The 26,185-nt window shown below is 65.7% G+C and carries 27 protein-coding genes and 2 pseudogenes; 13 read left to right on the forward strand and 16 right to left on the reverse strand.

Annotation, left to right across the window (positions count from 1 at the left end):
- Positions 1 to 36 precede the first annotated feature (36 nt).
- The 3 genes from AAHS21_RS04635 (at position 37) to AAHS21_RS04645 (ending at position 3,225) form a co-directional block, all read left to right on the forward strand.
- Positions 37 to 1,419, forward strand: coding sequence for an alpha/beta hydrolase-fold protein (locus AAHS21_RS04635; protein WP_342926490.1), 1,383 nt, complete (start codon positions 37 to 39; stop codon positions 1,417 to 1,419).
- 205 nt (positions 1,420 to 1,624) lie between these two features.
- Positions 1,625 to 2,440 (forward strand): polysaccharide deacetylase family protein, encoded by an 816-nt coding sequence (locus AAHS21_RS04640; RefSeq protein WP_342926491.1) that lies wholly within the window; start codon positions 1,625 to 1,627, stop codon positions 2,438 to 2,440.
- Between the two features lie 17 nt (positions 2,441 to 2,457).
- Positions 2,458 to 3,225 (forward strand): phosphohydrolase, encoded by a 768-nt coding sequence (locus tag AAHS21_RS04645; RefSeq protein WP_342926492.1) that lies wholly within the window; start codon positions 2,458 to 2,460, stop codon positions 3,223 to 3,225.
- A 2-nt stretch (positions 3,226 to 3,227) separates the two neighbouring features.
- Here AAHS21_RS04645 and AAHS21_RS04650 read toward each other — a convergent pair whose 3' ends face one another.
- The 5 genes from AAHS21_RS04650 to AAHS21_RS04670 all read right to left on the reverse strand — a co-directional run bounded on the left by AAHS21_RS04650 (position 3,228) and on the right by AAHS21_RS04670 (position 6,487).
- Positions 3,228 to 3,677 carry a flavodoxin domain-containing protein gene (locus AAHS21_RS04650; protein ID WP_342926493.1) on the reverse strand — a complete coding sequence of 150 codons (450 nt, stop codon included), beginning with the start codon at positions 3,675 to 3,677 and terminating at the stop codon, positions 3,228 to 3,230.
- 41 nt (positions 3,678 to 3,718) lie between these two features.
- Positions 3,719 to 4,330: a hypothetical protein gene (locus tag AAHS21_RS04655; protein WP_342926494.1), complete on the reverse strand. Its 612-nt coding sequence runs from the start codon at positions 4,328 to 4,330 to the stop codon at positions 3,719 to 3,721.
- A 39-nt stretch (positions 4,331 to 4,369) separates the two neighbouring features.
- Positions 4,370 to 5,053 carry a hypothetical protein gene (locus AAHS21_RS04660; protein WP_342926495.1) on the reverse strand — a complete coding sequence of 228 codons (684 nt, stop codon included), beginning with the start codon at positions 5,051 to 5,053 and terminating at the stop codon, positions 4,370 to 4,372.
- Between the two features lie 28 nt (positions 5,054 to 5,081).
- Positions 5,082 to 5,954, reverse strand: coding sequence for a pyridoxamine 5'-phosphate oxidase family protein (locus AAHS21_RS04665; protein WP_342926496.1), 873 nt, complete (start codon positions 5,952 to 5,954; stop codon positions 5,082 to 5,084).
- Positions 5,955 to 6,034: 80 nt separating this feature from the next.
- The gene (locus tag AAHS21_RS04670) at positions 6,035 to 6,487 is read right to left on the reverse strand and encodes a MarR family winged helix-turn-helix transcriptional regulator (protein WP_342926497.1); all 453 of its coding nucleotides are present in this window, start codon (positions 6,485 to 6,487) and stop codon (positions 6,035 to 6,037) included.
- A gap of 76 nt (positions 6,488 to 6,563) precedes the next feature.
- Between AAHS21_RS04670 and AAHS21_RS04675 the strand changes: the two genes are divergently transcribed.
- Entirely contained in the window at positions 6,564 to 7,508 is a 945-nt protein-coding gene (locus tag AAHS21_RS04675) for a PHB depolymerase family esterase (RefSeq protein ID WP_342926498.1), read from the forward strand.
- Positions 7,509 to 7,515: 7 nt separating this feature from the next.
- Here the strand turns inward: AAHS21_RS04675 and AAHS21_RS04680 are convergent, their stop codons facing one another.
- Complete coding sequence (locus tag AAHS21_RS04680) at positions 7,516 to 8,130, reverse strand: helix-turn-helix domain-containing protein (RefSeq protein ID WP_342926499.1); 615 nt, start codon at positions 8,128 to 8,130, stop codon at positions 7,516 to 7,518.
- Positions 8,131 to 8,198: 68 nt separating this feature from the next.
- On the opposite strand from AAHS21_RS04680, the gene AAHS21_RS04685 reads away from it, so the two are divergent.
- From AAHS21_RS04685 to fadD1, 4 genes are all read left to right on the forward strand, one after another.
- Positions 8,199 to 9,029, forward strand: a complete 831-nt coding sequence (locus AAHS21_RS04685; protein ID WP_342926500.1) for an alpha/beta hydrolase — start codon at positions 8,199 to 8,201, stop codon at positions 9,027 to 9,029.
- Positions 9,030 to 9,071: 42 nt separating this feature from the next.
- Complete coding sequence (locus AAHS21_RS04690) at positions 9,072 to 9,509, forward strand: VOC family protein (RefSeq protein ID WP_342926501.1); 438 nt, start codon at positions 9,072 to 9,074, stop codon at positions 9,507 to 9,509.
- Positions 9,510 to 9,577: 68 nt separating this feature from the next.
- Positions 9,578 to 10,348, forward strand: coding sequence for an SDR family oxidoreductase (locus AAHS21_RS04695; protein ID WP_342926502.1), 771 nt, complete (start codon positions 9,578 to 9,580; stop codon positions 10,346 to 10,348).
- Between the two features lie 143 nt (positions 10,349 to 10,491).
- On the forward strand, positions 10,492 to 12,126 hold the full coding sequence (gene fadD1 / locus AAHS21_RS04700; RefSeq protein ID WP_342926503.1) for a fatty-acid--CoA ligase FadD1: 1,635 nt from the start codon (positions 10,492 to 10,494) through the stop codon (positions 12,124 to 12,126).
- Here the strand turns inward: fadD1 and AAHS21_RS04705 are convergent.
- From AAHS21_RS04705 to AAHS21_RS04730, 6 genes are read right to left on the reverse strand one after another with little or no spacing between them, the layout of a single operon-like run.
- Positions 12,071 to 12,718 (reverse strand): MarR family transcriptional regulator, encoded by a 648-nt coding sequence (locus AAHS21_RS04705; protein ID WP_342926504.1) that lies wholly within the window; start codon positions 12,716 to 12,718, stop codon positions 12,071 to 12,073. The two genes, fadD1 and AAHS21_RS04705, sit on opposite strands and share 56 nt — an antisense overlap.
- 6 nt (positions 12,719 to 12,724) lie before the next feature.
- On the reverse strand, positions 12,725 to 13,141 hold the full coding sequence (locus AAHS21_RS04710) for an OB-fold domain-containing protein (protein WP_342926505.1): 417 nt from the start codon (positions 13,139 to 13,141) through the stop codon (positions 12,725 to 12,727).
- Positions 13,138 to 14,307, reverse strand: a complete 1,170-nt coding sequence (locus AAHS21_RS04715; protein ID WP_342926506.1) for a thiolase family protein — start codon at positions 14,305 to 14,307, stop codon at positions 13,138 to 13,140. Before AAHS21_RS04715 ends, AAHS21_RS04710 begins: the two co-directional genes overlap by 4 nt.
- Before the next feature lie 24 nt (positions 14,308 to 14,331).
- Positions 14,332 to 14,673: a hypothetical protein gene (locus AAHS21_RS04720; RefSeq protein WP_342926507.1), complete on the reverse strand. Its 342-nt coding sequence runs from the start codon at positions 14,671 to 14,673 to the stop codon at positions 14,332 to 14,334.
- 1 nt (position 14,674) lies between these two features.
- Positions 14,675 to 17,020, reverse strand: coding sequence for a CoA transferase (locus AAHS21_RS04725; RefSeq protein WP_342926508.1), 2,346 nt, complete (start codon positions 17,018 to 17,020; stop codon positions 14,675 to 14,677).
- Entirely contained in the window at positions 17,017 to 18,372 is a 1,356-nt protein-coding gene (locus AAHS21_RS04730; RefSeq protein ID WP_342926509.1) for an amidohydrolase family protein, read from the reverse strand. The genes AAHS21_RS04725 and AAHS21_RS04730 overlap by 4 nt, the downstream gene beginning before the upstream one ends.
- Positions 18,373 to 18,583: 211 nt before the next feature.
- Here AAHS21_RS04730 and AAHS21_RS04735 point away from each other — a divergent pair, with 211 nt between their 5' ends.
- Both AAHS21_RS04735 and AAHS21_RS04740 read left to right on the forward strand, forming a co-directional pair.
- Positions 18,584 to 19,576: a LacI family DNA-binding transcriptional regulator gene (locus tag AAHS21_RS04735; protein ID WP_342926510.1), complete on the forward strand. Its 993-nt coding sequence runs from the start codon at positions 18,584 to 18,586 to the stop codon at positions 19,574 to 19,576.
- Between the two features lie 52 nt (positions 19,577 to 19,628).
- Positions 19,629 to 20,468 (forward strand): amidohydrolase family protein, encoded by an 840-nt coding sequence (locus AAHS21_RS04740; protein WP_342926511.1) that lies wholly within the window; start codon positions 19,629 to 19,631, stop codon positions 20,466 to 20,468.
- On the opposite strand, the gene AAHS21_RS04745 is transcribed toward AAHS21_RS04740, so the two are convergent.
- The gene (locus AAHS21_RS04745) at positions 20,465 to 21,061 is read right to left on the reverse strand and encodes a TetR family transcriptional regulator (RefSeq protein WP_342926512.1); all 597 of its coding nucleotides are present in this window, start codon (positions 21,059 to 21,061) and stop codon (positions 20,465 to 20,467) included. The genes AAHS21_RS04740 and AAHS21_RS04745 overlap by 4 nt on opposite strands.
- Before the next feature lie 311 nt (positions 21,062 to 21,372).
- On the opposite strand from AAHS21_RS04745, the gene AAHS21_RS04750 reads away from it, so the two are divergent.
- The 3 genes from AAHS21_RS04750 to AAHS21_RS04760 all read left to right on the forward strand — a co-directional run bounded on the left by AAHS21_RS04750 (position 21,373) and on the right by AAHS21_RS04760 (position 25,062).
- Positions 21,373 to 22,716 carry an acetamidase/formamidase family protein gene (locus AAHS21_RS04750; RefSeq protein WP_342926513.1) on the forward strand — a complete coding sequence of 448 codons (1,344 nt, stop codon included), beginning with the start codon at positions 21,373 to 21,375 and terminating at the stop codon, positions 22,714 to 22,716.
- Between the two features lie 64 nt (positions 22,717 to 22,780).
- Positions 22,781 to 23,881 (forward strand): DUF1214 domain-containing protein, encoded by a 1,101-nt coding sequence (locus AAHS21_RS04755; RefSeq protein WP_342926514.1) that lies wholly within the window; start codon positions 22,781 to 22,783, stop codon positions 23,879 to 23,881.
- The gene (locus AAHS21_RS04760) at positions 23,878 to 25,062 is read left to right on the forward strand and encodes a sulfotransferase (protein ID WP_342926515.1); all 1,185 of its coding nucleotides are present in this window, start codon (positions 23,878 to 23,880) and stop codon (positions 25,060 to 25,062) included. Before AAHS21_RS04755 ends, AAHS21_RS04760 begins: the two co-directional genes overlap by 4 nt.
- A gap of 35 nt (positions 25,063 to 25,097) precedes the next feature.
- Here AAHS21_RS04760 and AAHS21_RS04765 read toward each other — a convergent pair whose 3' ends face one another.
- The 3 genes and pseudogenes from AAHS21_RS04765 to AAHS21_RS04775 form a co-directional block, all read right to left on the reverse strand.
- Positions 25,098 to 25,514, reverse strand: a complete 417-nt coding sequence (locus AAHS21_RS04765; protein ID WP_342926579.1) for an OB-fold domain-containing protein — start codon at positions 25,512 to 25,514, stop codon at positions 25,098 to 25,100.
- Positions 25,515 to 26,090, reverse strand: a pseudogene (locus AAHS21_RS04770) (thiolase family protein); the annotation flags it as partial. It lies immediately after the preceding gene.
- Positions 26,086 to 26,185 (reverse strand): annotated as a pseudogene (locus AAHS21_RS04775) (IS481 family transposase); the annotation flags it as partial. The pseudogenes AAHS21_RS04770 and AAHS21_RS04775, both read right to left, overlap by 5 nt.

Below are 26,185 nucleotides of genomic sequence, written 5' to 3' on the forward strand. Positions count from 1 at the left end.
GGCCTACCGGGTTCCATAGCTTTAAGGTCTGCACGTTTGCCCCAATTCCTCGGACAACTGTCGTTGCTGCACGGCTGGCTGCCCCTCGCGACGCAAGTACTCGCGCTGCTGGTGGCGCTGATCGTGATCGACTGGCGCAGGCCAAGCTGGCTTCGCCGCGCGCTGCCGGTGGCACTGGTCGTCGCGGCCGCGGTCGCCGCGCTGGCCTACTGGTACATCGCATCGCTCGGAGTGGCCGGCGACCCGGCGCCCAAGTCCCTGTGGCTGTGGATCGCGCTGAGCGGATTGACCGCCGCGGTGTTGGTGCTGGGCTGGAAGGGCGCCCGCTGGTGGCGACGCGGACTCGCGTTCCTGTCGGTCCCGCTGTGTGTGTTGTGCGCGGGCATGTCCTTGAACCTCTGGGTTGGCTATTTCCCCACCGTGCTCGCCGCGTGGAACCAGCTGACGTCCGAGCCGCTTCCCGATCAGATCGACCGGCTGCAGGTCACCGCGATGCAGGTCGCCGGAACCAAGCCGGCCAAGGGTGTCGTCGTGCCGGTCAACATCGACTCCAACGCATCCCACTTCCCGCACCGCCAGGAACTCGTCTACCTGCCTCCGGCGTGGTTCAACACCAACCCGCCGCCCCGGCTGCCGACGGTCATGATGCTCGGCTCGGCGTTCAATCTGCCGCGCGACTGGCTGGGGCCCGGCGGTGCCTTCACCGCCATCGACGGCTTCGCCGCCCGCCATCACGGTTTCGCCCCGGTCTTCGTGTTTCCCGACCCCACCGGGGCGTTCGACAACGACACCGAATGCGTCAACGGAAGTCGCGGCAACGCCGCCGATCACCTGACCAAAGATGTGGTGCCCTTCATGGTGTCGAACTTCGGCGTCAGCGCCGACCGGGCGAACTGGGGCGTCGCCGGGTGGTCGATGGGCGGTACCTGCGCCGTCACCCTCGCCGTCATGCATCCGGAATTGTTCAGCGCCTTCGTGGACATCGCCGGTGACTTCCGGCCCAACATCGGCAGCAAGGAACAAACCATCGCCGAGTTGTTCGGCGGCAACACGGCCGCCTGGGCCGACTATGACCCGCTCACCGTGATGACCCGGCACGGCCGCTACACCGGGCTGTCGGGATGGTTCGACATCCCCGCCCCGCCCGACGGACACGGCGTCGCGCACGGAGCCAACCCCGCCCTGGTGAGTACCGCCGCGGCCAATCCGGAGGGCCAGGACGCGGCCGCCCACGCGCTGTGCACGATCGCCGGGGCAAACGGCATCAACTGCGCGGTGGTGACCCAACCAGGCAAACACGACTGGCCATTCGCCGCCGAGGCGTTCGACGCATCGTTGCCCTGGCTGGCCTCGACGCTGGGCACCCCGAATGTCGAGCCGGTGCCGTTACCGCAGCGTGGCAGCGGGCAGCCGAACTGATCCGGTAGCGCGTCGTCACCGCCCCGTGACCTTCGCAGCTCTACGCCGTTTTTCCCCGAGAATTCACAGCTGACCCTCCCGTCCCGAAACGGACATCTTTAGGCTGGTAGTGGTACGGTTCGCTCCTGTGGATGCGGAGTTTGGCAGGACAGGGGATCGGTACGCCCGGTCGCCTCGTCGCCACAGCACCGCAAATGAATCGGAGATGAAGCGCCGCCGTTTCCTCGGCTCGCTCGCCGCAGCTACGGTCGCGGCCGTCGGTGCAGCACGGCTGATCGTCGATCCCCAACCGCGAACCTTTGCCCAGGTGCCCCTGGATTCGATGCCGACCCCGGGACCCGCGGCGCCATCGCCGGCAGGCTTGTTGCCACCTCCGCCGCTGAGTGCGCGGATCCCGCTACCAGGTGGCGGCGCACTGATGAAGCTCCCCGGCGACGGCGACCTGCTCGCGCTCACCCTCGATGATGGGGTGAACAGCGACGTGGTGCGCGCCTACACGCAGCTCGCCAAGGACACCGGCGCGCGAATGACGTTTTTCGTCAATGGGATCTACAACTCGTGGACCGACAACCTGGATCTGCTGCGACCGCTGGTGGAGTCCGGCCAGATCCAGCTTGGCAACCACACCTGGTCGCATCCGGACTTGACGACAGTCCCGCAGAGCAAGATCGAAGAAGAACTCAAGCGCAATGACGAGTTCTTGAAGAAGACCTACGGCGTCGGGGCCAAACCGTATTACCGGCCACCGTATGGCAAACACAACGCTGCCGTCGACGCCGTGGCGAACGAGCTCGGTTACACCGTGCCGACCCTGTGGTCAGGATCGTTGTCGGACTCCACCTTGATCACCGAGGAGTACATCCTCAAGATGATCGACGAGTACTTCGTCCCGCAGTCCATCGTGATCGGTCACCTCAACCACCTGCCTGTCACACATGTGTATCCGCAACTCATCGACACGATCCGTGATCGAAACTTGCGTACCGTCACGCTTAACGACGTGTTCTTGAGAACACCCTAGCGACAACACGATTGGCCGTGACCGTGCCCGATCCGCAGCGCCTTGGCGGGCTCGGCTGGGCGCGTCGTACCGGCGGCCGGCTGTCTGGAGCGCAGCGGCGCCGTCTGCTGCTCGCGACCGCGGTGGGCCAATGGACGAACGCGGTGGGCCGGGTCAAGCTGGCGCTAGGCCGAATTCCGGAGGCGGCCGCGCGCGTCGATCTGAACACAGTGCGGGTACCGGATTCCAGGTTCGCGCGCGAGGCCGAGCAGGCGTGCGCGGAATTGCCGCCGACGCTGCTGGGCCACTCCTACCGCACCTGGCTGTTCGGGCATGCCCTCGCGGCGGTCGACGGCTGCGAGCTCGATGATGAACTCTTCTACTGCGGCGCGCTGCTGCATGACCACGGCATCGTAAAGCCAACGCCGGAACGCGATTTCACACTCGGCAGCGCCGAACGCATGTTCGCCTGCGCACAGGCGGCAGGCGTGGACGACCGACGCGCGGACCTGCTGGCCGACGGCATCTGTGTGCATACGACACCGGGCATCACGGTCGACATCGACGGCGCAATGGGCTGCTATCTGCAGTGGGGAGCGATGGTGGACGGCGCCGGACTACGCATCTGGGACATCGCTGCGGGCAACGTTGCCGAAGTGCTGAGACGCTACCCACGAGGCGATTTCAAACGCGAACTCGTGGGCATGATGCGCGCCGAGGCAGCGGCGGTGCCACGCGGACGCTTTGGGCTCCTGGTCCGCTGCGGATTGCCGTTAGCGGTGCGGATGGCGCCGTTCGACTCCTGAGGTCACCGCGGGTGGGTGATCACCGGCCGATTGAGCTCGCCGACCACCGTGGCGACCCAACGCCCGACATGCTCGGGACTGCGCCAATCACCGGCCTTCTTTTTCGCCATCGCGCGGGCGGGGAAGCCCTTTGCGTCCGGTTCCAGCCGACCACCGAACGTCACATGCCCTCGGGCGCCCACCAATTCAGCCAACTTCGCGACCTGTGGAGTCGCCGGGATGTCGTGGTCCTGCGCCGAGCCGTCCAATGGTCCGCTACTCACCAACCAGACCGGCAGCTCGCGCAACTGTGCGGCGTAGCGCCGCACAAAGCGCCGGGCGTGGCGGTGCCACCTGTTGGCGTACAGTGCGCCGGCCACGATTACCGCGTCGACTCCGGGGAAACTCTTGACGTCCTTGGCCGGGATGACTACCGCGTCGCAACCCGCCTCGGTCAACGCTTCGCCAATCATTGCGACCAGCCCCGCTGTCCCGCCCCTCTTGGACCCGAAAGTTATGAGGACGCGCATCGTCTACCCCCATCTATCGCTGCCTCAGCGTTGGCTCTAATCGTGTTCAGGGTGGCGCGCATGATGTGCGCGACGAAGGGCCGGATCAGCCACCAGTACCGCAGGAAGTGCCGATGTGCAGCGGGATCGGTTGTGGCAGTTCGGCATTGGTAGCTGAGTAAGGTGTGGCTTTCCCCGTAGGGTGCCACCGAGAAGTTGGCCCCGATTTTCGCCCACCCGGGTTCGGCGAAGGTGGTGAAATCTGCCGGCGCGACGTCGCGCCATTCGATCACCGGCTGCCAGAATTTTCCGATCGCGCCGAACGTGAATTCGCGGTTCGGCCGTTCGCCCAGCACCAGCCAGCCGGGCAGTGTGTTCTCACCAATCACCAAGCGTGGTGGTGTCGGCGCGGCCCTACCCGACAGGCGGGCCGGTAGGCTCCGGATCCACATCGATGCCACCAGCAGTGGCGTGCGCACGGTGAGCAGGTCCAGGGTTCTCGCGGCCCGGTAAGTGGTCGCCGGGTCGGCGGCCACGACAACGTGCTCGTCGAGCATCGCATCGAAAGTCGGAACCGCCGATTCGATCAGCATGCGTTCGGCGCCCGTGGTTGACATGGTGCGATTGTCGATGCGGCCGGGGCGCGGGGCCTAGGGTCACTTGTCCTCTTCGCGAGGGACACCCGGCACCTGAGCCGCGGTGGACTCGGCGCGTTGCTTGATGCCCAACATCATCTTGCGGACCATTGCGAAGTGCAGCGGCTCCCCCACCGTGTAATCGATGACCGCACCGAATGCGCGAAGCAGCCCGGAGCCTCGCGGGGCCAGCGACCGCAACCATCCGGCGTCTCGCTCGCGAACCAGCAAGCGGGTGCGGTTGTCACTCATCGGCACGAGGACGAACGCCCAGGTTCCGATGACCAGAGCACGCTGGGGCTCGAGAACGGTCACGGCGCTGCCGATCCGCACCGATCCGATCGACCCGGTGTCGATCCGGTCGCCAACCCGCAGGTCCTGGAGTTCGGGGTGGATGCGGGTCGCGGAATGGCGCCCTTCGAGGTAATGCACGGTGCCTGCGAACACCCAGCGCTCTACCCAGTCGTAGCTGTAAAAGCCCGCTCGGTGATCACCGATTTGCACCAGCCACGGCCAGATCTGCGCCGGCGCAGCATTGATCGTCAAGGCCTTGGTGTGATGGCTCATGACGTCCCCGACGATGTCATCGCCAGGCAATCGGATCATCCGTTCGGAAGCTGTGGCGCCCCAATCCAACTGTGCGGGCCGAATCAACACGTCATAGCCGACCAGCCCGATAACCGAGGCAGCGACCCCCCATCTCACCGTGGAACATCCGGCCGGACAGCGGTTCTCATCTCTGTACCTGCGGCAATCCGTGTTCAGTCGCGGTATGGGGCGTGATCACGATGTATGCCGGCCGCGACTGACCGTAGTACCGCATGCGCAGCGACCACAGACCGATGTGGCTGAGCTCGACCGCCGCGAATCGCGGTCGCAGATAGTAGCGCCAGGCGATCCGGGCGAGCACCTCCGGCGGTGGCATGGCGAGGACCGCCCGGGCGCTTGCCTGCACCAGAAGACGACTGCCTTTGTCCCGGCCTTCGCCACCGAGTAAGAGGGCCACCCGGGACGTAGCAGCCAGATTGCGCACGGTCCAGGACGACGCCGAGGTTGTCGCATACAGACGACCTTGATGGGGAACGAACCACAGCGGTACCGCGAACGCCGTGCCCTTACGTGATCGGGTTGCCAGCACCATGACTAGCGACTTACCCACCGCCGCTTGGAATTTCGGGGAGTCCAAAGCGGTGCCGTCATCCTCTTCGGCTGCAACCGAAACCGCAGTGGGTTGCCGATCCGGGGTTCCGGGCGGATCCGGCATCTCGCGCAGCGCGCCGTAATCCCACGCGACAATCCGATCGGGGGCGACCCGATAAACGTCATTACCTATGGCACGGGCCGTCCCTCTGATCGTGAGCGAGCGCAATCTAAACCATTGCGGGCCGTCGTCGGCGACCACCACGACGGGGCGATCCGTGAGGTCGGCGCTGCCGGCGGGCAGCTGCACGATGCGCGCCGATGACGCAAGATCGAGCGGCTCCTCGAGAGCGACATCCACGGGAAGCAGAAGGACATCGCCCTCGTCGACGGCGGCCAACGCAGCGCGTGGTGGGGAAAGCGCCAAATCGGCGACGGCGCCCACGTTGACATCACGAGTTATCACAACCGCTGCCCTCTCGTTGAACGGGCCCCGATTCGACAGTATGACGCCAACGCGGCCCGACGGCAGGCGTTGTCAGGCCGTTAGTTCGAGCCGGATTCCGCCGACAACAGCATCACCAACGTCTCGCGAAATTCGCCCAGTCGCTGCTTACCCAGCAGCTGTTGCCATCGCCTCTCCAATTCGATTGCGTGGGAACGCATTACCAGGAGAGCCTGGCGACCGCGTGGGGTCAGCTCGATTGTTCGGGCGCGCGCGTCGGCCGGGTCCGGTACCCGGGTGACGTATCCGTGCCGCTCCAGGGCAGCCACCGCCTGCGCCACCGCCTGGCGGCTCACCCTGAGCCGCTCGGCCAAGGCCGACGCGTGCAGTCCGCCCAGCGCCAGTGGTACCAAGGCGACCGCCTGCGCGGGCCGGATCCCGTCCAGACCGGCCGCGGTAAACGCCGCTCGCAACTGCGGCGCACCGGACGCGGCAACCAGATTCACCAGCGCCGGAACGGTGGGTTGCCATTCGCCATCCACAACACGTCGCATGAACACAGAGTGTGCCATTCGCGACCAGATTGACAAGTTACTTGTCAAATAGGACCGCGGATGTCACGATGGCATCATGCAATCCGGTTACCTGCGCGCGCTGCGCGTGTGCGTCCTCGGGACCTTGACTGTCGTGCTCGGCGGCTGCGTGGGCGGCGGACATGCGTTGGGAACACCGGGTTCTCAGTCGATCCCGGTCGGGCAATCCACGCAGAGTATCGAGTCGGGCGGGGTGAGCAGGACCTTTCATCTCTATCGGCCGCAAGGCCTGACCGAGGCGGTTCCGCTGGTGGTGATGCTGCACGGCGGCTTCGGCAACGGCGCGCAGGCCGAGCGCTCCTACCACTGGGACGACGCGGCCAACGGTGGGCATTTCCTGGTCGCCTACCCCGACGGTCTCAACCGGGCCTGGAATGCCGGCACCTGCTGTGGCGAGCCACAGCGCGACAACGTCGACGACGTCGGATTCCTCACCGCGATGGTCGCAGCCATCGCGCAAGAGATCCCGATCGATCGCGCTCGCGTCTACGTCACCGGAATGTCGAACGGGGCGATGATGGCGCTGCGGCTGGGCTGCCAGACCGACACCTTCGCCGCGATCGCTCCCGTCGCGGGGACCCTGCTGACGGACTGTGGCGCGGCCCGGCCGACGGCGGTGCTGCAGATCCACGGCACGGCCGACGACCGGGTGCCGTACAACGGTGGGCCGGGCAAAGCATTTGGCGCCAGCGGAATTTCACGAGTGGACGGACCTTCGGCGGAGGCGGTCAATGCCACCTGGCGTGCCATCGACGGCTGCGGTGCGCCGACGTCGACAACAGCCGGCGACGTGACGACTCAAACGGCCGGATGTGCGGACGGGCGCACCGTGGAGTTGATCTCGGTGGCCGGGGCGGGACATCAGTGGCCCGGCGGCGAGCCGAGCCCCCTTGCCGAGCGGGTCGGCGGCATCCCGGCACCGTCCACCGCGCTCGACGCCACCGGCACCATCTGGCAGTTCTTCACCCAGAGCCACCGCTGAGCGCTCGTCACCGCGTCGGGTCGTGCAGCATCCCGTCGATCAATCGGTGCAGTACCTGGCGGGTTTCGCGGCGGGCGCGCTGGGGGTCGTCGGACGTGGCGATCGCCATCGCCGCCTCGTCGAGCGCGCCGATCAGCACGTGCGCCAGCGGTCGGGTCGGCTGGCGCGCCAGCTGGCCCGCCCCGATGGCCTCGGCCAGCATCTGTTCGGTCATCCCGAGGCTGTACCTCTGAGCCACGTCACGGAATCCCGCCCAGCCCAGCACGCTGGGCGCGTCCAGCAGGATCAGCTGCCGGACCTCAGGATCGCCGGACACCTCCAGCCAGGCATCGACGGCGGCGCGGATCGCATCGGCCGGAGTCGTTGCACCGGACGTGGCCACGATGGTGGCCATCCGGGCCATCACGTCCTGTTCCACCACCTCGACGACTTCTGCGAATAGTGCTGCTTTGTCGGCGAATTGGTGATACATCGCGCCGCGGGTGACACCGGCGGTCGCGGCGATCTCCGGCGTGCCCACTTCGGCGTAGCCCCGCTCGCCCCACAGCCGGCGGGCAGCCGAAATCAGCGCGTCGCGGGTCGCCGCGGAGCGCTCCTCCTGAGTCCGTCTCTTGCTTTCCATACAACCTGTTGGTAACTTACGAACAGACAGCCTGTTTGTAAATGCACCGTTCTGAGTAGGAGTTATCCATGTCGACGATCGACATTAGCGCCGGGACCATCCACTACGAAGCAACCGGACCCGAAAACGGCAGGCCAGTCGTCTTTGTACACGGCTACATGATGGGCCGAGAACTCTGGCGCCGGGTCAGCGAGAAGCTCGCCGCGCGCGGGCTGCGGTGCATCGCCCCAACCTGGCCGCTCGGCGCACATCCGGAACCGCTGCGCCCGGGGGCAGACCGGACTATCTATGGTGTGGCCCGCATGGTCGCCGACGTGCTGGCCACCCTCGACCTCGAGGACGTAGTGCTGGTCGGCAACGACACCGGCGGAGTCGTAACGCAACTCGTCGCGGTGCACTACCCGGAGCGGCTCGGTGCGCTGGTGCTGACGAGTTGCGATGCGTTCGAACACTTTCCGCCGCCGGTCCTCAAACCGGTGATCTTGGCGGCCAAGTCGAAGACGACCTTCAAAGCGGTGGCCCAGGCGATGCGGGTCCCGGCGGCGCGCAAGCGCGCGTTTGACGGCCTGGCGCATCGCAACATTGACGACCTCACCGAGATCTGGGTGCGCCCAGGGCTTTCCGATCCGGGCATCGTCGAAGACCTGCGCCAATTTTCCCTCTCGCTGCGCACCGAGGTGACCACGGGCGTCGCGGCCCGGTTACCGGAATTCGACAAGCCCACGCTGATCGCGTGGTCGCGCGACGACACGTTCTTCGAACTCGCAGACGGTGAAAAGCTGGCCGCCACCATCCCCAACGCCCGGCTCGAGGTCATCGATGGCGCCCGGACGTTCTCGATGGTGGACCAACCGGACCGGCTCGCCGATCTGTTGTCGACGATCGCGGTGCGCGCCTAGGGGGCCCGGCGGCCCGCACGCAGGTTCTCGTAGCGTGCACACATGGCCATCAAGCTTGAGAACATCGGCATCGCAGTTGGCGACCTGGAAGCAACGATCTCCTTTTTCACCGATCTCGGTCTCACGGTCGTCGGCCGTGACACGGTCAGCGGTGAGTGGGCAGACACCGCCGTCGGGCTCGACGGCAACCACGCCAACATTGCGATGCTCCAGACACCAGACGGGCGCGGTCGCCTTGAGCTGTTCGAGTACATCCACCCAACAGCGATCGACTCGGAGCCCACACGTCCCAACGAGATTGGTATGCACCGCGTTGCCTTCTCCGTTGACGACATCGACCAAGCCCTCGAGATAGCCGCGCGGCACGGATGCCGCCCGCTTCGCGGCGTCGCGACATATGGGGACACCTACAAGCTGACGTACCTGCGCGGTCCAAGCGGCATCATCGTGATGCTCGCCGAGGAGCTGAAGAAGGACTGACATCCGCCGCGGCGCTGCCAGGTAAGGCGGTGTGGGGGCCGCCACCCTGGCCGTATAGCGTTTCGCCCATGTCAGAGTCGACGCAGGTGCTCAAGGGCCGACGAATCCTGGTGACCGGCGGAGCGACCGGAATCGGTGCGGCCGCCGTCGAAGTTCTCACCGCGGCGGGAGCGCAGGTCGCCGCGACCTATCACAAGACGCCGCCGCCCGGGGGCCTGCCCGCCGACTGGGTGCAGTGCGATGTGCGCGACGCCGACGCCGTCTCGGCGATGGTCCAACACTGCGCCGAGCGGCTGGGCGGCCTCGATGTCCTCGTCAACGCCGCCGGACTCTGGCAAGCCGGGATACCCGGCTACGTCGGCGCCGATGACATTTCGTTCCTGTTGGACACCAACGTCAAGGCGACCATCCTCACCAATCAGGCGGCGTATGCCGTGATGAAAGACCAGAGTCCCAAGGGCGGCAGAATCATCAACTTCGGATCCTCCGAAGCCATTATGGGCAGCCCGATTTCGGCCGTCTACGCCGCGACCAAGGGAGCCGTGCAGGCCTGGACCCGATCAGCGGCCAAGGCCTGGGCCTCCGACAACATCACCGTCAACTCGCTGGCGCCCGCGGTGCAGACCGCGGGTGCCGACCGGCTGCGCGAATTCCTCGGGCCGGACGCCGCCGCGCTCATCGACCAGCAGATGCAGATGATGATTCCGCTGGGTGGGACCTTGGGAGATCCGGCGCGCGACCTCGGCCCGATGCTGGTTTTCCTGGCCGGCCCGGGGTCGGGCTTCATCACCGGGCAACTGCTGGCCGTCGACGGCGGCCTGATGATGGTGGGCGGGTAAGCGGCCGCCGGTGATCGCCGAGATCGACGTTAGCGTGCAGTTCTCCCGCGCTTGTTCGCGCCGGTGCCGATCCCGGAGCGCACAGTATCGACCCGCTAAGATAAGACGGACCGTCTCGTCTCGTAAGGTGAAGGTGAATCTCGATGGCTGACGACACCATGCAGGCGTTCCTGCGCCGCCGCCTGTCGGATTCGAACATCGCTGTGAAACATCGTGATCTGCAATGGAGTTGGAGCGAGCACCTGGAGCAGGCCACCGCGCGGGCCGCGGCCCTGATCGGTGCCGCCGACCCGCGGCGACCACTGCACGTCGGTGCGCTGCTGGGCAACACCCCCGAAATGGTCAACCAGATGGCGGCCGCCGGGTTGGGCGGCTATGTGCTGTGCGGACTTAACAACACCCGGCGCGGTGCGGCGCTGGCCGCCGACGTCCGGCGCGCCGACTGCCAGTTCGTCGTGACCGACGCCGAGCACCGGCCGCTGCTGGACAGCCTGGACCTCGGGGGCACGCGGATTCTCGACATCTCGACGCCGCAATGGACCGAATTCATCGGTGCCGCAGGTGAACTCGTTCCGTATCGGGAAGTCGCCGCCACGGACCCGTTCATGATGATCTTCACCTCGGGCACGAGCGGCAATCCCAAGGCAGTTCAGGTTTCGCACCTGATGGCGATGTTCGCCGGCACGAATCTGGTCCAGCGGTTCGGCCTCACCGAACAGGACACCTGCTATGTGTCCATGCCGTTGTTTCACTCCAACGCGGTCGTCGCCGGCTGGGCTCCCGCGGTCTGTTCGGGCGCCGCGATCGTGCCGGCGAAGTTTTCGGCTACCAGCTTCCTCGACGACGTTCGCCACCATGGCGCGACCTACATGAACTACGTCGGCAAGCCGCTGGCCTACATCCTGGCCACGCCCGAGCGTGACGACGACGCCGACAACCCCCTGCGGGTGGCGTTCGGCAACGAGGCCAACGACAAGGACATCGAAGAGTTCGGCCGCCGCTTCGGGGTTCAGGTCGAGGACGGCTTCGGCTCGACCGAGAACGCGGTCATCGTGATTCGCGAAGAAGGCACCCCGAAGGGCTCGATCGGCAGGGGCATCGACGGGATCGCGATCTACAACAGCGACACCGTCACCGAATGTGCGGTCGCGCGCTTCGACGCCAGCGGCGCGCTCGCCAATGCCGACGAGGCGGTGGGCGAGCTGGTCAACACCGCGGGATCGGGTTTTTTCACCGGTTACTACAACGACCCCGCCGCCAACGCCGAACGGATGCGCCACGGCATGTACTGGTCCGGGGACCTCGCCTACCGCGACGCCGACGGGTGGATCTACCTCGCCGGTCGCACCGCGGACTGGATGCGGGTCGACGGCGAAAACATGGCCGCCGCCCCGATCGAGCGAATCCTGCTGCGCCACAACGCGATCAACAGGGTCGCGGTGTACGCCGTGCCGGATGGGCATGTCGGCGATCAGGTGATGGCCGCGGTGGTGCTGAACGAGGGCCGGACGCTTGAGCCCAAGGAATTCGAAACTTTCCTGGACCGGCAGCCCGACCTATCCCCCAAGGCGCGGCCACGCTATGTGCGGATCGCCACCGACCTGCCCAGCACCGCCACGCATAAGGTTCTCAAACGCCAATTGATCACTCAGGGAACGTCGATCGGCGCGGACGAAACCCTGTGGGTGCGGGAGACACGCGGCACGGCCTACCGGGACGCGGCTAGTCCCGTGGTGCCCGACGGCGGATCTGCCCCTTCGCCCGTGGCACCCGCTTGACCGGATCTCTGCTTGTGCCGCCGGCGATCTCGTCGCGCAGTTGGGCGATGTTGGAGATCTCCGCATACAACCCGCGAATGGCGTAGTCCAGCACGGCAAACGAGAAGCGCTGGTCCGGATCGCCGCTGATACCGAGTTCGCGGGAACGCTGTCGCGACCACAGTGCCTCGTCGAGGCGGGCCCGAGTGGCTTCGAGATGCCGGTCCAGCGTGTCGACGACTCGTTCGGGATCCTCGCCCCGCGCGAGCCAGGTCCGCAAGATGACCGGGTGCTTGATGACCACCTGATCGTCGCCCGGAAAGTGCTGGACCCAACGGCGAAGAGCGTCGAGTCCGGAATCGGTGGTCTCGTACAACGTGATCGCACGCTTGCCGGATTGGGCGGCGATTTCTCTGACCATCCCCCACTCGAGCAGCCGATTCAATTCGCGTCGCACGTGACTGACCGAGGGCGACCAATAGAAGTGGCCCACCGTCAGCTCGGCACGCATCTTGATCTCACCGGCGGTCAGTTGCTCGTCGTTTGCCGCCAGCACGCCCAGCACCAAGTAGGCCGTGACCGGTAGGCCATCGGTGCTGCGACGGGGACTCACGACTGGTTACTTCTGGCTGGTGAAGTAGGGCAGCGTCAAGTCCGGGTCAACGACCTGGAAGTCCACCCGCACGCGCATACCGATCGCCAGCTCGTCGGGTGCAACCCCAACGAGGTTGGTAAGCATCTGATAGCCCTCGTCGAGCGTGATGATCGCCGGCGCGTAGGGCGGTTCGAATTCGGGCGTGACGGGGCGAGAAACCACTGTCCAGCTGTAGATTTCGCCAAAGCCGGCGCTGTTCGCCCATTGCAATTCGCTCGAGAGGCATTGGCGACAGTGCTCGGTCGGGGGGAAGTTGGCCAAGCCACACGCATCGCAGCGCTGATAGCGCAGCTCCCGTGATTGACACCCCTGCCAGAACGGCACGCTCAGGTGGCTGCTCGCGTGCGGCAGCGGCCCGGTCTGGGGTTGCAGCTCGGTCATCGTGGCTCGTCTCCGACGATCAGCACCGTGGTGAACAAGGCGCCCGCCCCGCCGTTGCTGCAAAACGCGACATGTGCGTCGGGCACCTGGAGCGCGCCGGCCTCGCCGCGCAACTGCTGCACGGCGCGGATGGCGCGTTGCATCATTTGCGGATTGGCTCCGGCGTGGCTGAAGGACATGGTTCCTCCATCGGTGGTGATCGGATGACTGCCGTCAATGGCGATGTGACCGTCGGCGACGAACGGTCCGCCTTCGCCATCCGCGCAGAAGCCGAAAGCCTCGAGCTGACGGATGATTTCGAACGAGAACGGATCGTAGAGTTCCAGCACGTCGACGTCGTCGGGCCGAATTCCGGCGTGGCGGAACGCGCCTTCGGCCGCGCGTCGCCCGACGACGCCATTGACGTACCGGGCGTGATCACCGCGCCGCCCGGCGAGGTCCCACGCCGGTGGATGCTGATACGACGGCCCGTGAAAATCCGCGCCGCTGCCCAGCACGTAGATCGGGCGGGTCGCCGCATCCATCTTGTCGATGTTCGCCACCACCAGCGCACAGCCGCCCTCGGAGGTGGTGGCGCAGTCGAGCAGGTGAAACGGGTCCGCGATCGGCCGGGATGCGGTGATGTCGTCCGGGGTGAACGGACCGCGTTGGTAGTAAACAGCTTCGGGGTTCCGCGACCCGTTGTTGCGGATGGTCGACGCCACGATCGACAATTGCTCGCGCGTGGTGCCGTAGACGTGCATGTGCCGCCGGGCGATCAGCGCGAACTCGGCAGTGGTGAACATGCCCCACGGCGCGACGAATTCGTTCTCGGGCCTGGTCCATGGCGCCGTCGCTTCGTGGTCGCGGTATTCGCCGGCCTGGGCGGCGACCAGGACCACGACGTCGGCCATGCCGTGCTCGATCGCGGTGACCGCCTCGGTGATCATGCCGACCCCGAAGGCCAAGCCCTGCCACGCCGGGCCGATCCGCAGATCGTAGATCAACGAGGTCGAGTGCGGGCTCGCGCTGATGCCGTCCACGTCGTCGAGGCTCAGGCCGGCATCCTCGAGCGCACCCAGAATCGCCTTGATCGCCAGCCCGCGCGACGTTTCACCGTCCAGGCGTCGTCCCTGTCGGGTGTTGTGCACCCCGACGATCGCCGCGGTCCGCTTCGTCACACTCACCTGTGTTCCATCCGTTACGGCCCTTCAGTTTTCATCCGCCACTACCCCGAGATAGGTTCCCAGGACCTCATATTGCCGTCCGTCGCGCAACACCGTGCCGATCGTCCGGGTGCGTGCGTCGACCTTCGGGGTGCCGGCCGCCCCGCTTCTTTCCACAACGTCGATTCGCACGTCGACCGGCCGCGCGGTTTGCGGGTCGGTGATCTCGACGATCATGGCCACCGCGCCCTCTTGCTCATCCCACTCCACACTGGTGATCCGGTGCCGCGCGGTCAGTTCCATCACAACGGAGTCCTGACGCACCAGGAAGCGCACCGGCGCGCAGAGCTCCCCGGCCCGCGGCGGCACGCACAGCGTGACGGCCATGTCACAAGCCCGCCGGCCGGGCGCTGATCGCGCCCGCCGCACGCAATCGCGCCACATCTGCTTCGCTGTTCCCCAGCACGCCGGTCAGCACCTCGGTGGTGTGCTGCCCGTACAATGGCGAACAGCGACGAATCCAGCGCCTCGGTTTCCCGATGAGCGCGAAAGGCATTCCAACACAACGGAACGAGCCGGCCACGGGGTGATCGACCGTTTCCCAGAACCCCCGCGCAACCAGTTGCGGGTCGTTTAGCAGCTCGGCCGCCTCCGTTACCCGTGCCGCAGGCACCCCCGCGGCCCGCAGCGCGGCGACCGCAGCGTCCACCCGATGGCGCGCCGTCCAATCCGAGAGCAGCTTGTCGATCTCGTCGGCCCGCTCCCGCCAACCTGCCTCATCCGTTGCGAGTTCGGGCCGCTCGATCAGCGTGGCCAGCGCGGCGCGCGCGGCATCGGTCATCGCGGCCAGCGCTACCCATTCGTCGTCGCCCCGAGCACGGTACACGCCCTGCGGAGTCGCGCCGGGACCCCGGTTTCCCGCCCGGCGCATCTGAATTCCGTTGCGCGAGTGTTCAAGCAGCATCTCGGCCGCGACGTTGAGCGCCGACTCCGCCATCGTGGACTCGACATGGACGCCGATCCCATCCCGGTCGCGGATCACCAGCGCCGCAACGGCCGCGAAGGCCGCATGCAGCCCGGCTATCGGATCGCACACCCCGCGTGGAATAACCGGCGGCCCGTCGGCATGCCCTGTCATCCACGCCATCCCGGTCGCCTGTTCCATCGTCTGGGCGAACCCGACGCGGTCGCGCCATGGACCGTCGAGACCGAATGCCGGCATCCGCACCATCACGGCGCGCGGATTGGTCGCCTGGACCGTATCCCAGTGCAGTCCGAAGTTTTCCATCACCCTGGGGGAGAAGTTCTCGATGACCAGATCGCTCGCGGCGATCAGCTGCAACGCCAGCTCGCGACCGGCGTCGGTGCTGAGCTCGACACTGATACCGCGCTTATTGTTGTTGCTGCACAAGAAGACCGGACCCCACTCCCACCACTGGTCCCAATCGGGTGGGCGGCCCGCGGAGAACCGCATGCCGTCGGGGCGGCGTACCCCCTCGAGTTTGATCACGTCGGCGCCCAGCGAGCCGAGGAATTGGGTGGCCACCGGCCCGGCCCAGAATGCGGTGAAGTCGGTGATCCGGATGTCGGCCAGCGGAAGTGAGTCAGGATCATCGGTTTTCGGCCGGGCGGGCCGCGGCGGCCAGTGCACGCGGCCGTTATCGGCGCCCAGCAGCGGGGCCCGCCCGGGCACCCGGGTCGCGATGGCGTCGCTGCGATACGGCACCCGCGGCTGCAGCACCCCGGACTCGGATTCGACGAACACGCCCCGCTCGACGAAGTGATCGATGGTCGCCAGCGTCGCGGGAGTACCGATGGGCGCCACCGGGATACGGAACGCCACCGCGAGGTCGACGATCTCCTGCGTGGTCCGAGTCTGAGTCCACTCGGTCACCATGCCCAGGAACTCGTCGCGGCGCTCGACTCGACCGACGAACGATGCCAGCTCGGCGTCGTCGACCAGATCAGCGCGGTCGATCATGATCAAGAAATCCTGGAATTGTTGGGCGGTGATCGTGCAGAACCCGACATTGCCGTCGGCAGTGGGGACGATCGACGGCAGTTCCAGACTGCGTTGATGCAGCAGGGAATCCGGACCTAAGACGCTGGCCGACATGGCCGACAGCCCACCCATCGCGATCGCCATCGCCTCGTACGTCGAGACGTCGATGACTTCACCGCCGCCGCCCCGCGCGGCGTGCCGGGCCGCGGCGGCGGCGACCGGCGCGGCGAACGAGGCCGCCAGCCACTCCCCGAGCCGTCCGCCCGCCTGTACCGGTTCGTCGCCCGGCCAGCCTCTACCGGAGGTCGAGCCGCACAACGCTTGCAGGATGAACTCGTTGGCGACTAGCTGCTCGTCGACGTAGGGCCCTGTCGTTCCGAACGGCGTCACTGCGACGACCACCGCCGACGGGCAGGTGTGCGCGGTGATGTCCTCGAGCGTCCAGCCGTCGGTCAGGTCGGTGAGCACGACGTCGGCACCGGCCAGCAACGCGGCGATCTCGGTGTCGTCGCGGTGCACCACCGATTTCTTGCCCGCGGCCAGGTAGCCGAACAATGCCCCCGGCGGTCCGCCGGCAGACCAGCCGCGCATTGAATCACCTTGCGGCGATTCAATCTTCACCACCTCCGCGCCGGCGTCGGCGAACATCTTGGCGCAGTAGGAGACCGCGATCCCGTTGGATAGCTCCAGCACCCGCCAATCGGCGAACGGTGCCCGGGCCGCCGCGCTCAATTGCCCAGCGTGGTCGCGCGGCCGGCGATGCCGGACACCTCGGCCGTCACCGGAACCTGCGCCGAGGCCTGGGACTGCAGCGCGAATTGCGTCATCCGAGTCCACGCGTCACGGTCACGCTGGCTGGCCTGGCGTCCGACATGGGTGACCACGTCGACGTCGGTGGCCTGTGCGCGCAACTGACCGACCCGAGCGCGCTCCTTCGGGATGTACCGGAACGGGTCGAAAGAATAAGCAGTCATCGCGTTTTCGTGCGTGATCTTATCGATCACCGCGTCGTCGAGGTGGCCCATCGTCTCGATGATGTCCTCGGGGGCGAACGGCCAGTTGCTGTCGGAATGCGGGAAGTCGGATTCCCAGCACAGCATGTCTTCGTTGAACCAGTCCATGTTGTGCACACCGACTTTGTCGCTGATGAAGCAGGTATAGAAGTGCCGCTTGAACACGTCCATGGGCCCGCTGTAGCCAGGCGGAAACTTTGCCAGTGTCCAGCCCGAGTGCCGGTTGTAGACATGCTCGGCCCGCCACAGGAAGTACGGGATCCAACCCACGTCGCCCTCGGTGAGCGAGAACTTCAATTGCGGGAAGTCAGCCCAGAACTCGGCCCAGATCAGCTCGGTGAAGGTGAACATGCTCATCATCGACGACGCCGTCATCTGGACACTGGGCGGTGCGTCTGTCGACACCTGTGGAGACCGGGACGCGGAGCCGACGTGGGTGCACAGCACCGTTTTGTTCTCGCAGACGGCCTCGAACAACGGATACCAGTATTTGGTGTGAATGCTGGGCATTTGCAACGCTTCTGGATTCTCCGAGAACGTCACCGCGTGACATCCCTTGTCCGCCAGCCGCTTGACTTCCTTAGCCGACTCGGCGACGTCGTACAAGGGGAGAATTCCGCATGGGATGAACCGGCCGGGGTATGCCGCGCACCATTCGTCGACGTGCCAGTCGTTGTAGGCCTTGATCATCACCAGGTTGACGTCGCGGTCGGGGCCCTGGTTGAGGACCTGGCCGGAGAACCCGGTGAAGTTCGGGAAGTTCAACCCCGCCAGCTGCCCACCGGCGTTCATGTCGCGGACCCGCTCGTCGACGTTGAAGCAGCCGGGCCGCATCTCGTCATAGCGCGAGGCGTCGATGTTGTACATCTCGCGGGGCTTGCCGGCGACGGCGTTCAGGCCCATGTTTCGCCCGCGCACCCCACCGTAGTACCACTGCTGGACGCCGTCGGGCTCCATGATCACCCGCGGAGCGAGGTCCTTGTACTTCGGCGGAACATGCGCATCGAACATGTCCGCCGGCTCGGCGATATGGTCATCCACACTGATCAGGATCAGGTCGTCTTTATTCATGTCGCACTCCTTGAATACAGCGACTAGTAGACAATGATCTCAACCACAGAGTTAACGGCTGTTTCGCCGGTTTCGTCAAGTAAATTCCCGGTAGAAGTCAGCACCACGCTGCTTCCAATAGTGACTAATAGTCTGTCAGAATCTAGCAATTGTCGAGCTCCGGGATTGGTCGATCCTGACTGTCACGCGTCGCCACATGCCACCATGAATCATGGCTGGGCCCGAGGCGAACGCGAATAGGACGGTGCGGCCCACCAACGCTGACGTGGCTCGCTTGGCAAGCGTGTCGACCGCGACGGTGAGCTACGTCCTCAACAACGCTGCGGGCCGCAGAATCTCGGCACAGACTCGTGAGGCCGTGCAACGCGCCGCCGAGCTACTTGGCTATCGGCCCAATGTTGCCGCGCGCAACCTCGCTCGGGGCAAGAGCGGGGTGGTTCTGTATGTGGTTCCGGATGTGGCGGTGGGCGAGATGCCGATGATCGCCGGCAGCCGCATGACGACCGAACTGGCACGCCTGGGCCTGCTTCAGGTGCAGATCTTTGAGACCGACAACGACCGGCACGTCGTCGATGCGATCGAGAACCTCGACCCGATCGCGGTCACCAGCCTGTTCCCGCTCAGCGAGGCAGCTTCGAATTCGGTGCGAGCCGCGGGCATACCGAACATCGAGATCGGGACGCTACCCGCGCTCGGAGATCCGCACCTGTCCATTGGCGAGATGCGGGTCGAACATCTCGTATCCCGCGGTCACCGCCGGATTGCGTTCGCCTACACCGCAGTTCCGCGCTGGCGCACGCTGGGCGATTACTGGTTCGAGGGCGTAGCGCGCGCGGCGAAATCGCGTGACCTGCCACGGTTGGCCGTCGCCGAGGTCACGGTCGACAATGCCGCGGATGTGGTCCGCGGCTGGGTGCGCGACGGGGTGACCGCGGTATGCGCACAAAGCGACGAGATCGCTTGCCTCGTCCTGTACGGCATTCACGAAGCCGGGCTGCGTTGCCCGCGCGATCTCGCCGTCATGGGTGTCGACGCCACCCCCATGGGCATGGTGAGCAGTCCGCCGCTGACCACCGTGCAATTCGCCTCGCGCGCCGTCGCCGATATTGCGCTCGCGGCGCTGCTCGAACGGCTGGGCCACCCCGCGCCACCCTGCGCTACGCAGTCCGACATAGCCCACCTGATTGTGCGTTCCTCGACCTAGTACCGCACTGGCATACGCCGGTCTGAACCCGCCGCCGGAGAGGATCGATCCGATGGACATCGTCGACGCCCAGGTCCACGCCAACATGCTCGGCACCGAGGTCACGCTGGCGATCATGGACGCCCTGGGCATTGCGGGCGTGCTGTTCGACGAGTTCGACACGTTCACCGACGAGGGATTGCAGCCGGGCTATCGACTGGCCAACGGCGCCTTTCGCTGTGTGGGGCCGAATGCCGAAGCTGCGTCGATACGTCATCCCGAGCGTTTCGCCTTCCTGATGCGAGCGGATCCGACCGACCCGGGCATCGAATCCTGGATTGAAACGCTGACCGCCGCACCCGGGTTCAAGGCCCTGCGCACCACGATCTTCACCCCGGCCGAAGCGGCGGTGTTCGAGCAGGGCGGCCACGATCGGTTGCTGAGAGCCGCGAGCTCACACAGCCTGCCGGTGTTCGTCACGTGCCCCGGCACGGTGGCGCACCTGACGCAATATGTGGAGCGCTTCTCCGACGTGCAATTCGTCATCGATCACTGCGGCGCCGTTTTCGATGCGCCACCCGGCCAAGCCGGCATCGACGATGCGGTGGCGATGGCGAGCTACGCCAACGTGGCCTACAAATGGGCGCACGCGCCGTCCTTGTTGTCGACCGAGCCCTACCCCTTCGGCGACCTCGAGCCAAAGTTGCGCCGTGTGATCGACGCCTTCGGACCCGAGCGCGTGATGTGGGCCAGCGACTACACGATGACGCGGCACCGCGCCACCTGGGCCGAGAACCTGTTCAGCATCCGCGACTCCTCCTCACTGTCGCAGGACGAAAAGACCTGGATTCTTGGCGGGACAGCCCGCCGGATTCTCAAATGGCCAGCACCGCAAGATAATTCGTCGCGTTAGGCGATCGCGATGGCGGCCAGGCCGTCGCGCACCCGATCGGGCAGCGATCCTCCGTCGCTGAGCCAGTCGTCCAGTGCGATACGGACGGCCGCCATCGCCAGCGCACCGATCAGTCGGGGCCTGGGGTCTTGGGGTGCCAACCGGGGTAACCGGGGCGCGATCAGGTCGGCGATCGCCGATTCGTAGCGCACGTAGATGCGTCCGTGCGTCCATGCCTCCAGGGTTTCCGACGAGCGGGTCAGGGTGGCCAACTCGCGCACCTGGTCCTCGATCTCGGCGAATCCCTCGCCGAGGTCACCGAAGGCGCCGGTGACGGCTTCCACCGCGCCCAACCCCACGGGTTGGGCGGCCAAGGCGGCGATGATCCGATCCAGCCAGTGGGTGTTCATGCCCTCCGCGACGGCGTCTTCCTTGGAGTTGAAGTAGCGAAAGAACGTTGCCCGGCCGATCTCGGCCGTGTCGGCGATGTCGTCTACGGTCGCCCCGGCCAGGCCGCGGCTGATCACCAGCTGCGCGGCTGCCGTGGCGATACGCTGTCGTGTCGCCATGCGCTTTTGTTCCGCGAGGGACATCGACGAAGACGTCGCAGCCATTCGCCCACCATATCCGGGTGAATCGTGTCGTTGCTCAAATCGGCTGCGGCGGGCTTTTCGCCGACGGCGCCGGGGTCCGCCGGCCGCGCCCGCATCACACACCGCATCCGGCTCGATCCAAATTATCGTAACCGAGTATTAATGTGCCTGGAACATGCAGATGGCATTGATGCTTGGTATCCAAAGCCGTTGTGCAACAGCATCATCGGTGCCGATGACCCTCATCACGGATTCGTATTGGACCGTAATTATCGCCAGCTGCGAAGATCCGTTGGACACGTCGACCAACTCGTATTCCTGGAGACCAACCGATGGATCAGACCTTTATGCAGAGTGCACGTGACACCATCGTCGACGGTGTTGGCCGACGCGATTTCGTCAGGGCTGTCGCGGCAATCAGTGCCGGTGTCGGCGTAGCGGGCATCGCAGCCAGTTGCACCAGAACCGGTTCGGCGGCTGCGACTTTCAGTCCCACGCGGGTTCTGCAGCCAGGCGAGGGCAATATCGGGGGCAACCACTACCTGCAGTCCACCCCAGACCAGGTGCTCTGGGGTTATGTCCCCAACGTGCATGCCAAACCGGTGCTGCAAATGAAGTCGGGCGAAACGCTCACTGTCGACGCTGTCTCACACGAGGGCATCCTGGAGGATCAGGGGCGTAATCCCATCGCGTACTTCGGGTCGAAGGGCGTCCGCCAATCCGAGGTCCTCACCGACGCCATCGCAATCGCCGCGGAATATCGGCGCACACCAAGGAATTTCGACAAGGACGGTCCGCACGTGGTCACCGGTCCGGTATTCGTCGAAGGAGCGCAGCCCGGAGATGTGCTCAAGATCGAGACGCTGGAGGCAACGCCGCGAGTGCCGTACGGCGTCGTCTCGAGTCGGCACGGCAAGGGCGCGTTGGCCAGCACAACGGACGGAAAGGCACCCGCGGGAATCACCCTCGCGGAAGTGATGCCGCCGGTCAGCGACGATCACCGACCCAACCCCGATCCGACGAAATACGGCGATTCCTTCACGTTCACGTCCATCGAGGAAGGCCATGGCGTGATGCGCTATGGCAAAGCGGCGGTGCGATTTCCGCTCAACCCGTTCATGGGCATGATGGGCGTCGCCTTTTCTCAGGATTCGGATCTGACGGCGGCCAGCGCCAACTCGATACCGCCGACCCTGGGTGGTGGCAACATCGACATCCGGTTGCTGGGCGTGGGCTCCACTTTCTACCTGCCTGTGTTCGCCGAAGGCGCGCTGTTTTACGTCGGTGACCCCCACCACGCGATGGGCAGTGGCGAGGTCGCGCTCACCGCGATGGAGGGATCGCTGCGAGGAACCTTTCGGCTCACGGTTTGCAAACCGAAAAGCGGTGATGCACCGTCGTTGGCTTACCGCTACCCCTTCGCCGAGACCGCCGATCTCTGGGTGCCCATCGGGCTGTCCGATCCCGATGCCAGCGTCAACGGGCAGATCAGTGATCTCAACGTCGCGATGCGCCGGGCGGTCGTCAATGCCCTGGACTTTCTCGAGTCCGACCGGGGTATGGATCGGGCCACCGCATACGCATACCTGTCCGCCGCAGCCGACTTCTGTGTCTCTCAGGTGGTCGACCGCACGGTCGGGGTGCACGCGCAAATCGATAAGTCGCACTTCAGGTGAGCCGTGCCGGGTAATTCGCATGAATCCCTGTTCAGGAGGCTGAGCATCGTCCTAGCATGAGACTATGTCTCAAAATCCGGCAATGCCGCCGACCGAGAGTGCGCCGCAAGCGCGTGCCGCGTGGCAGTTCTTTCAGCAGATGATCACCGACGTCACCAAGATCGTGACCGAGGACGCCGAGACCGAACGCGAGCTTCTCGAGGGCTTACGGGTGATCGCCCGGGTGTCGTCGCTGTGTTCGCAGATGGCCGTCGAAGCTGACACCGCACGCCCGGCGTTCTTCGATATGTGTTCGGACACCCGAATGATCGGCGGGCCCAACCCGGACGGCAACTACTTCCTTGCGATGATCCGCGGCGATCGGTGTTATCGGATCACCGGTACCCGCGGCACGACGACGTACCTCGGCTTCCAGGTCCTGGCGGGCACCGGACTGACCCCACGGCGAATGTCGAACTACCTCGGCGACACCGACCTGGAGCTCAACTCCGGTCAGTTCGCGCTGGTGCTGTCCGCCGACGAGCCGGCCGACCTCGGGGATGCGCAGTGGATACAGATCCCGGATGACGCGTCGTCGGTCGTGGTCCGCGAGTACATCGCCGATCGCAACGCCGAGGAGCCGGCCACGCTGCGCATCGAGGCGCTCGACCCCGACCCGGTGGGCGTGCTGTCCGATGACGAACTGGCCGAACAGTTCACCGCGATGGCGTGGTCGCTGATGAAGCTGACCACGCTGCACCGCACGATCAAGCCGGAGCTGCTGCGGCAGCCGAACACACTGTTGACCGCCGAGGCCGCCGACCTGGGTGCGGCCGACACGACGCCGGACAACCTGTACATGCTGGGCACCTACCGGCTCGACCCCGGCCAGGCGCTGGTACTCGACATAGAGCCGCCCGATACCCGCTACTGGAACGTCACGCTGGAAAGTGTCTGGCACGAGTGCTTCGAGCCGCGTCGCCGGCACAGCTCGGTGACGAATCGCGGGGTGCGCCCGGATGCCGACGGGCGGGTGCGTATCGCGATCTCTGCGCAGGACTTGGGATTTGGACATTGGCTTGACACCGGAGGCCGGCATCGCGGCTTCGTGGTCCTACGCTGGCTGGACAACCCCACCGCGCCCGACGTGTTGGTGTCGGTGCGTGAGGCTGCGGAGCAGGCATGACGCTGCAGCAGCGATTCGATCCGGACAGCCTGATCGCCGCCGCCTGCGAACAGGCCGGCTGTGACGACTTCGGTGATACCTCTAGTGACCAGGGTTGGCGCTCCGGGCTGGAGCGGGTCGCCGACGGCCTGGTCAACGAGGCGCGGCTATCGGCGATCGGCGTGGAGGTCGCCTACCTGGACATCATCCGCGCTCTGACCAGCCGGCTGGGCGTGACCGCGTGGCGCAAAGAGCACCCCGAAATCGCCTCCGAGCCAATCACTTCGCCGATCTTCATTGTCGGCCAGCCCCGTACCGGGACCACCATCCTCTACGACCTGCTGGCCCAGGACCCCGAGCTGCGGGCACCGTTGACGTGGGAGGTCGACGCGCCCTGCCCGGTTCCCCAACCCGAGACTTATCACACCGATCCGCGGATTGCGCAGACGCAGGCCACGATCGAGATGTCCGAGCAGATCATCCCCGGATTTCTGGCGTTTCACCCGATGGGTGCACTCGTCGGCCAGGAGTGTGTGCGCATCACCGCCAGCGAATTCACCAGCATGATCTTCCCGGTGCAATACCGCCTGCCGAGCTACGCCCGCTGGCTGATGTACGACGCGGACCACACCGGCGCCTACCGCTTCCACCGAATCTTCCTGCAGCACCTACAGTCTGGGGTTTCCGGCCAGTGGCTGCTGAAGTCGCCGGCACACTTGTGGCAGCTGGACAAGTTGATGGCCGAATACCCCGACGCGCTGGTAGTGCAGACGCACCGCGACCCGCTCAATGTCATCTCGTCGATCGCCGCGCTGACCAACCACCTGCGGCGGATGGGCAGTGACGAAACGAACATCGCCGAGTGCGCGGCACAGTCGTACGAGGAAATCGTCGTCGGCCTCGAGCGCGGGATGGCGATGCGCGACAAGGGCGTTGTGCCCGAGGGCCGGATGGTCGACGTTCAGTTCACGGATTTCGTGAAGGACCCGTGGCGCACGATCGGCGACATCTATCAGAAGCTGGGCCGCGAGCTCAAGCCCGACGCCGAACAGAAGATGCGTGACTTCCTGGCCGCCCACCCCGGGGACGGCGGACGCGGGCGCTACACCTGGTCCGACACCGGCCTGGACGCCGACGAAGTGCGTGAGCGGGTGCGTGAATACCAGGAGCGCTACGACGTGCCGACCGAGGATCTGAAGTAGTTACCCGCTTGAGCGTAAGCCGAGTGCCCGGCCGGCTACGCCGGGGACGGCTCGTAGCGCAGCATCGTGACGTCACGCTCGGGATAGTCGAAGAACACCGGGCGCACCCGCATGCCGATGCTGAGATCCACCGGATCGACATTGACCATCTCGGTGGAAAACCTTGGGCCTTCGTCCCATTCGACGATGGCGAGCAGCTGCGGAACGGCGTCGGCGAAATGCGGGCTGACGGGCCGGTGCGCCACGGTGAACGAATACAGCGTCCCCATACCGGAAATCTCGCGCCATTCCAGATCGTTGGCCAGCGTGCCCGGTGCGCGTACCCGCGGATAGAACACGTAGCGCTCCGACGACGGTGAGTACTGAATCACGATGCGATGCTGGGCCAGCGCGTCCCAAAATGGTGCGGTGGTAGGCGTTTTGACGGGCATCGGGCGGTCGAAATTCATCAGTCAGTCCCCTTGCAGGATGAGCGTCGTCTGCTCGGACAGGATTCCGCCGTTGCCAGACACGAAAGCCCGGTTGCAGTCGGCGACCTGCGCCGCGCCCGCACGTCCCATGATCTGGCGGGCGGCGTCGCAGACGTGGTGCATGCCCCCGGCCAGCCCCGCTTGGCCGAAGCCGAGCTGACCGCCGGCGGTGTTGAGCGGGAAGTCACCCCGGAACGTCAAGTCGTGGTTGGCGACAAACTCCATCCCCGTGCCCTTCTCGCAGAAGCCCGCGTCCTCCAGCGACAGCAGTACGGTGATCGTGTAGCAGTCGTAGATCGACACCATGTCCATCTGCTCACGGGTCAGGTCGGTCATCGCGAATGCGGTATCAGCGGCTGCCGCGATCGGTGTCGACAGCAGATCCTCGGCGTAGGTGGGCGTCTTGAACGGCACATGCTCGCCGAACCCTCTGATCCATACCGGGCGATTGCGTGAACGCCGGGCGACGTCGGCGTTGGCCACGACTACCGCGGCACCCCCGACACACGGCATGACGATCTCCAGCATGTGCAGGGGGTCGGCGATCACCGGGCTAGCTGTAGGAGGACAGCACGTTGGTGACGCCGGTGGTGAGTCGTGATGCTGGTGGTTGGCCGTCGGCGGCAGAGTGTGGTCGATGGTAGTTGAAGTGG

It is taken from the genome of Mycobacterium sp. 050272 (assembly GCF_039023525.1).
Classification (GTDB): Bacteria; Actinomycetota; Actinomycetes; order Mycobacteriales; family Mycobacteriaceae; genus Mycobacterium.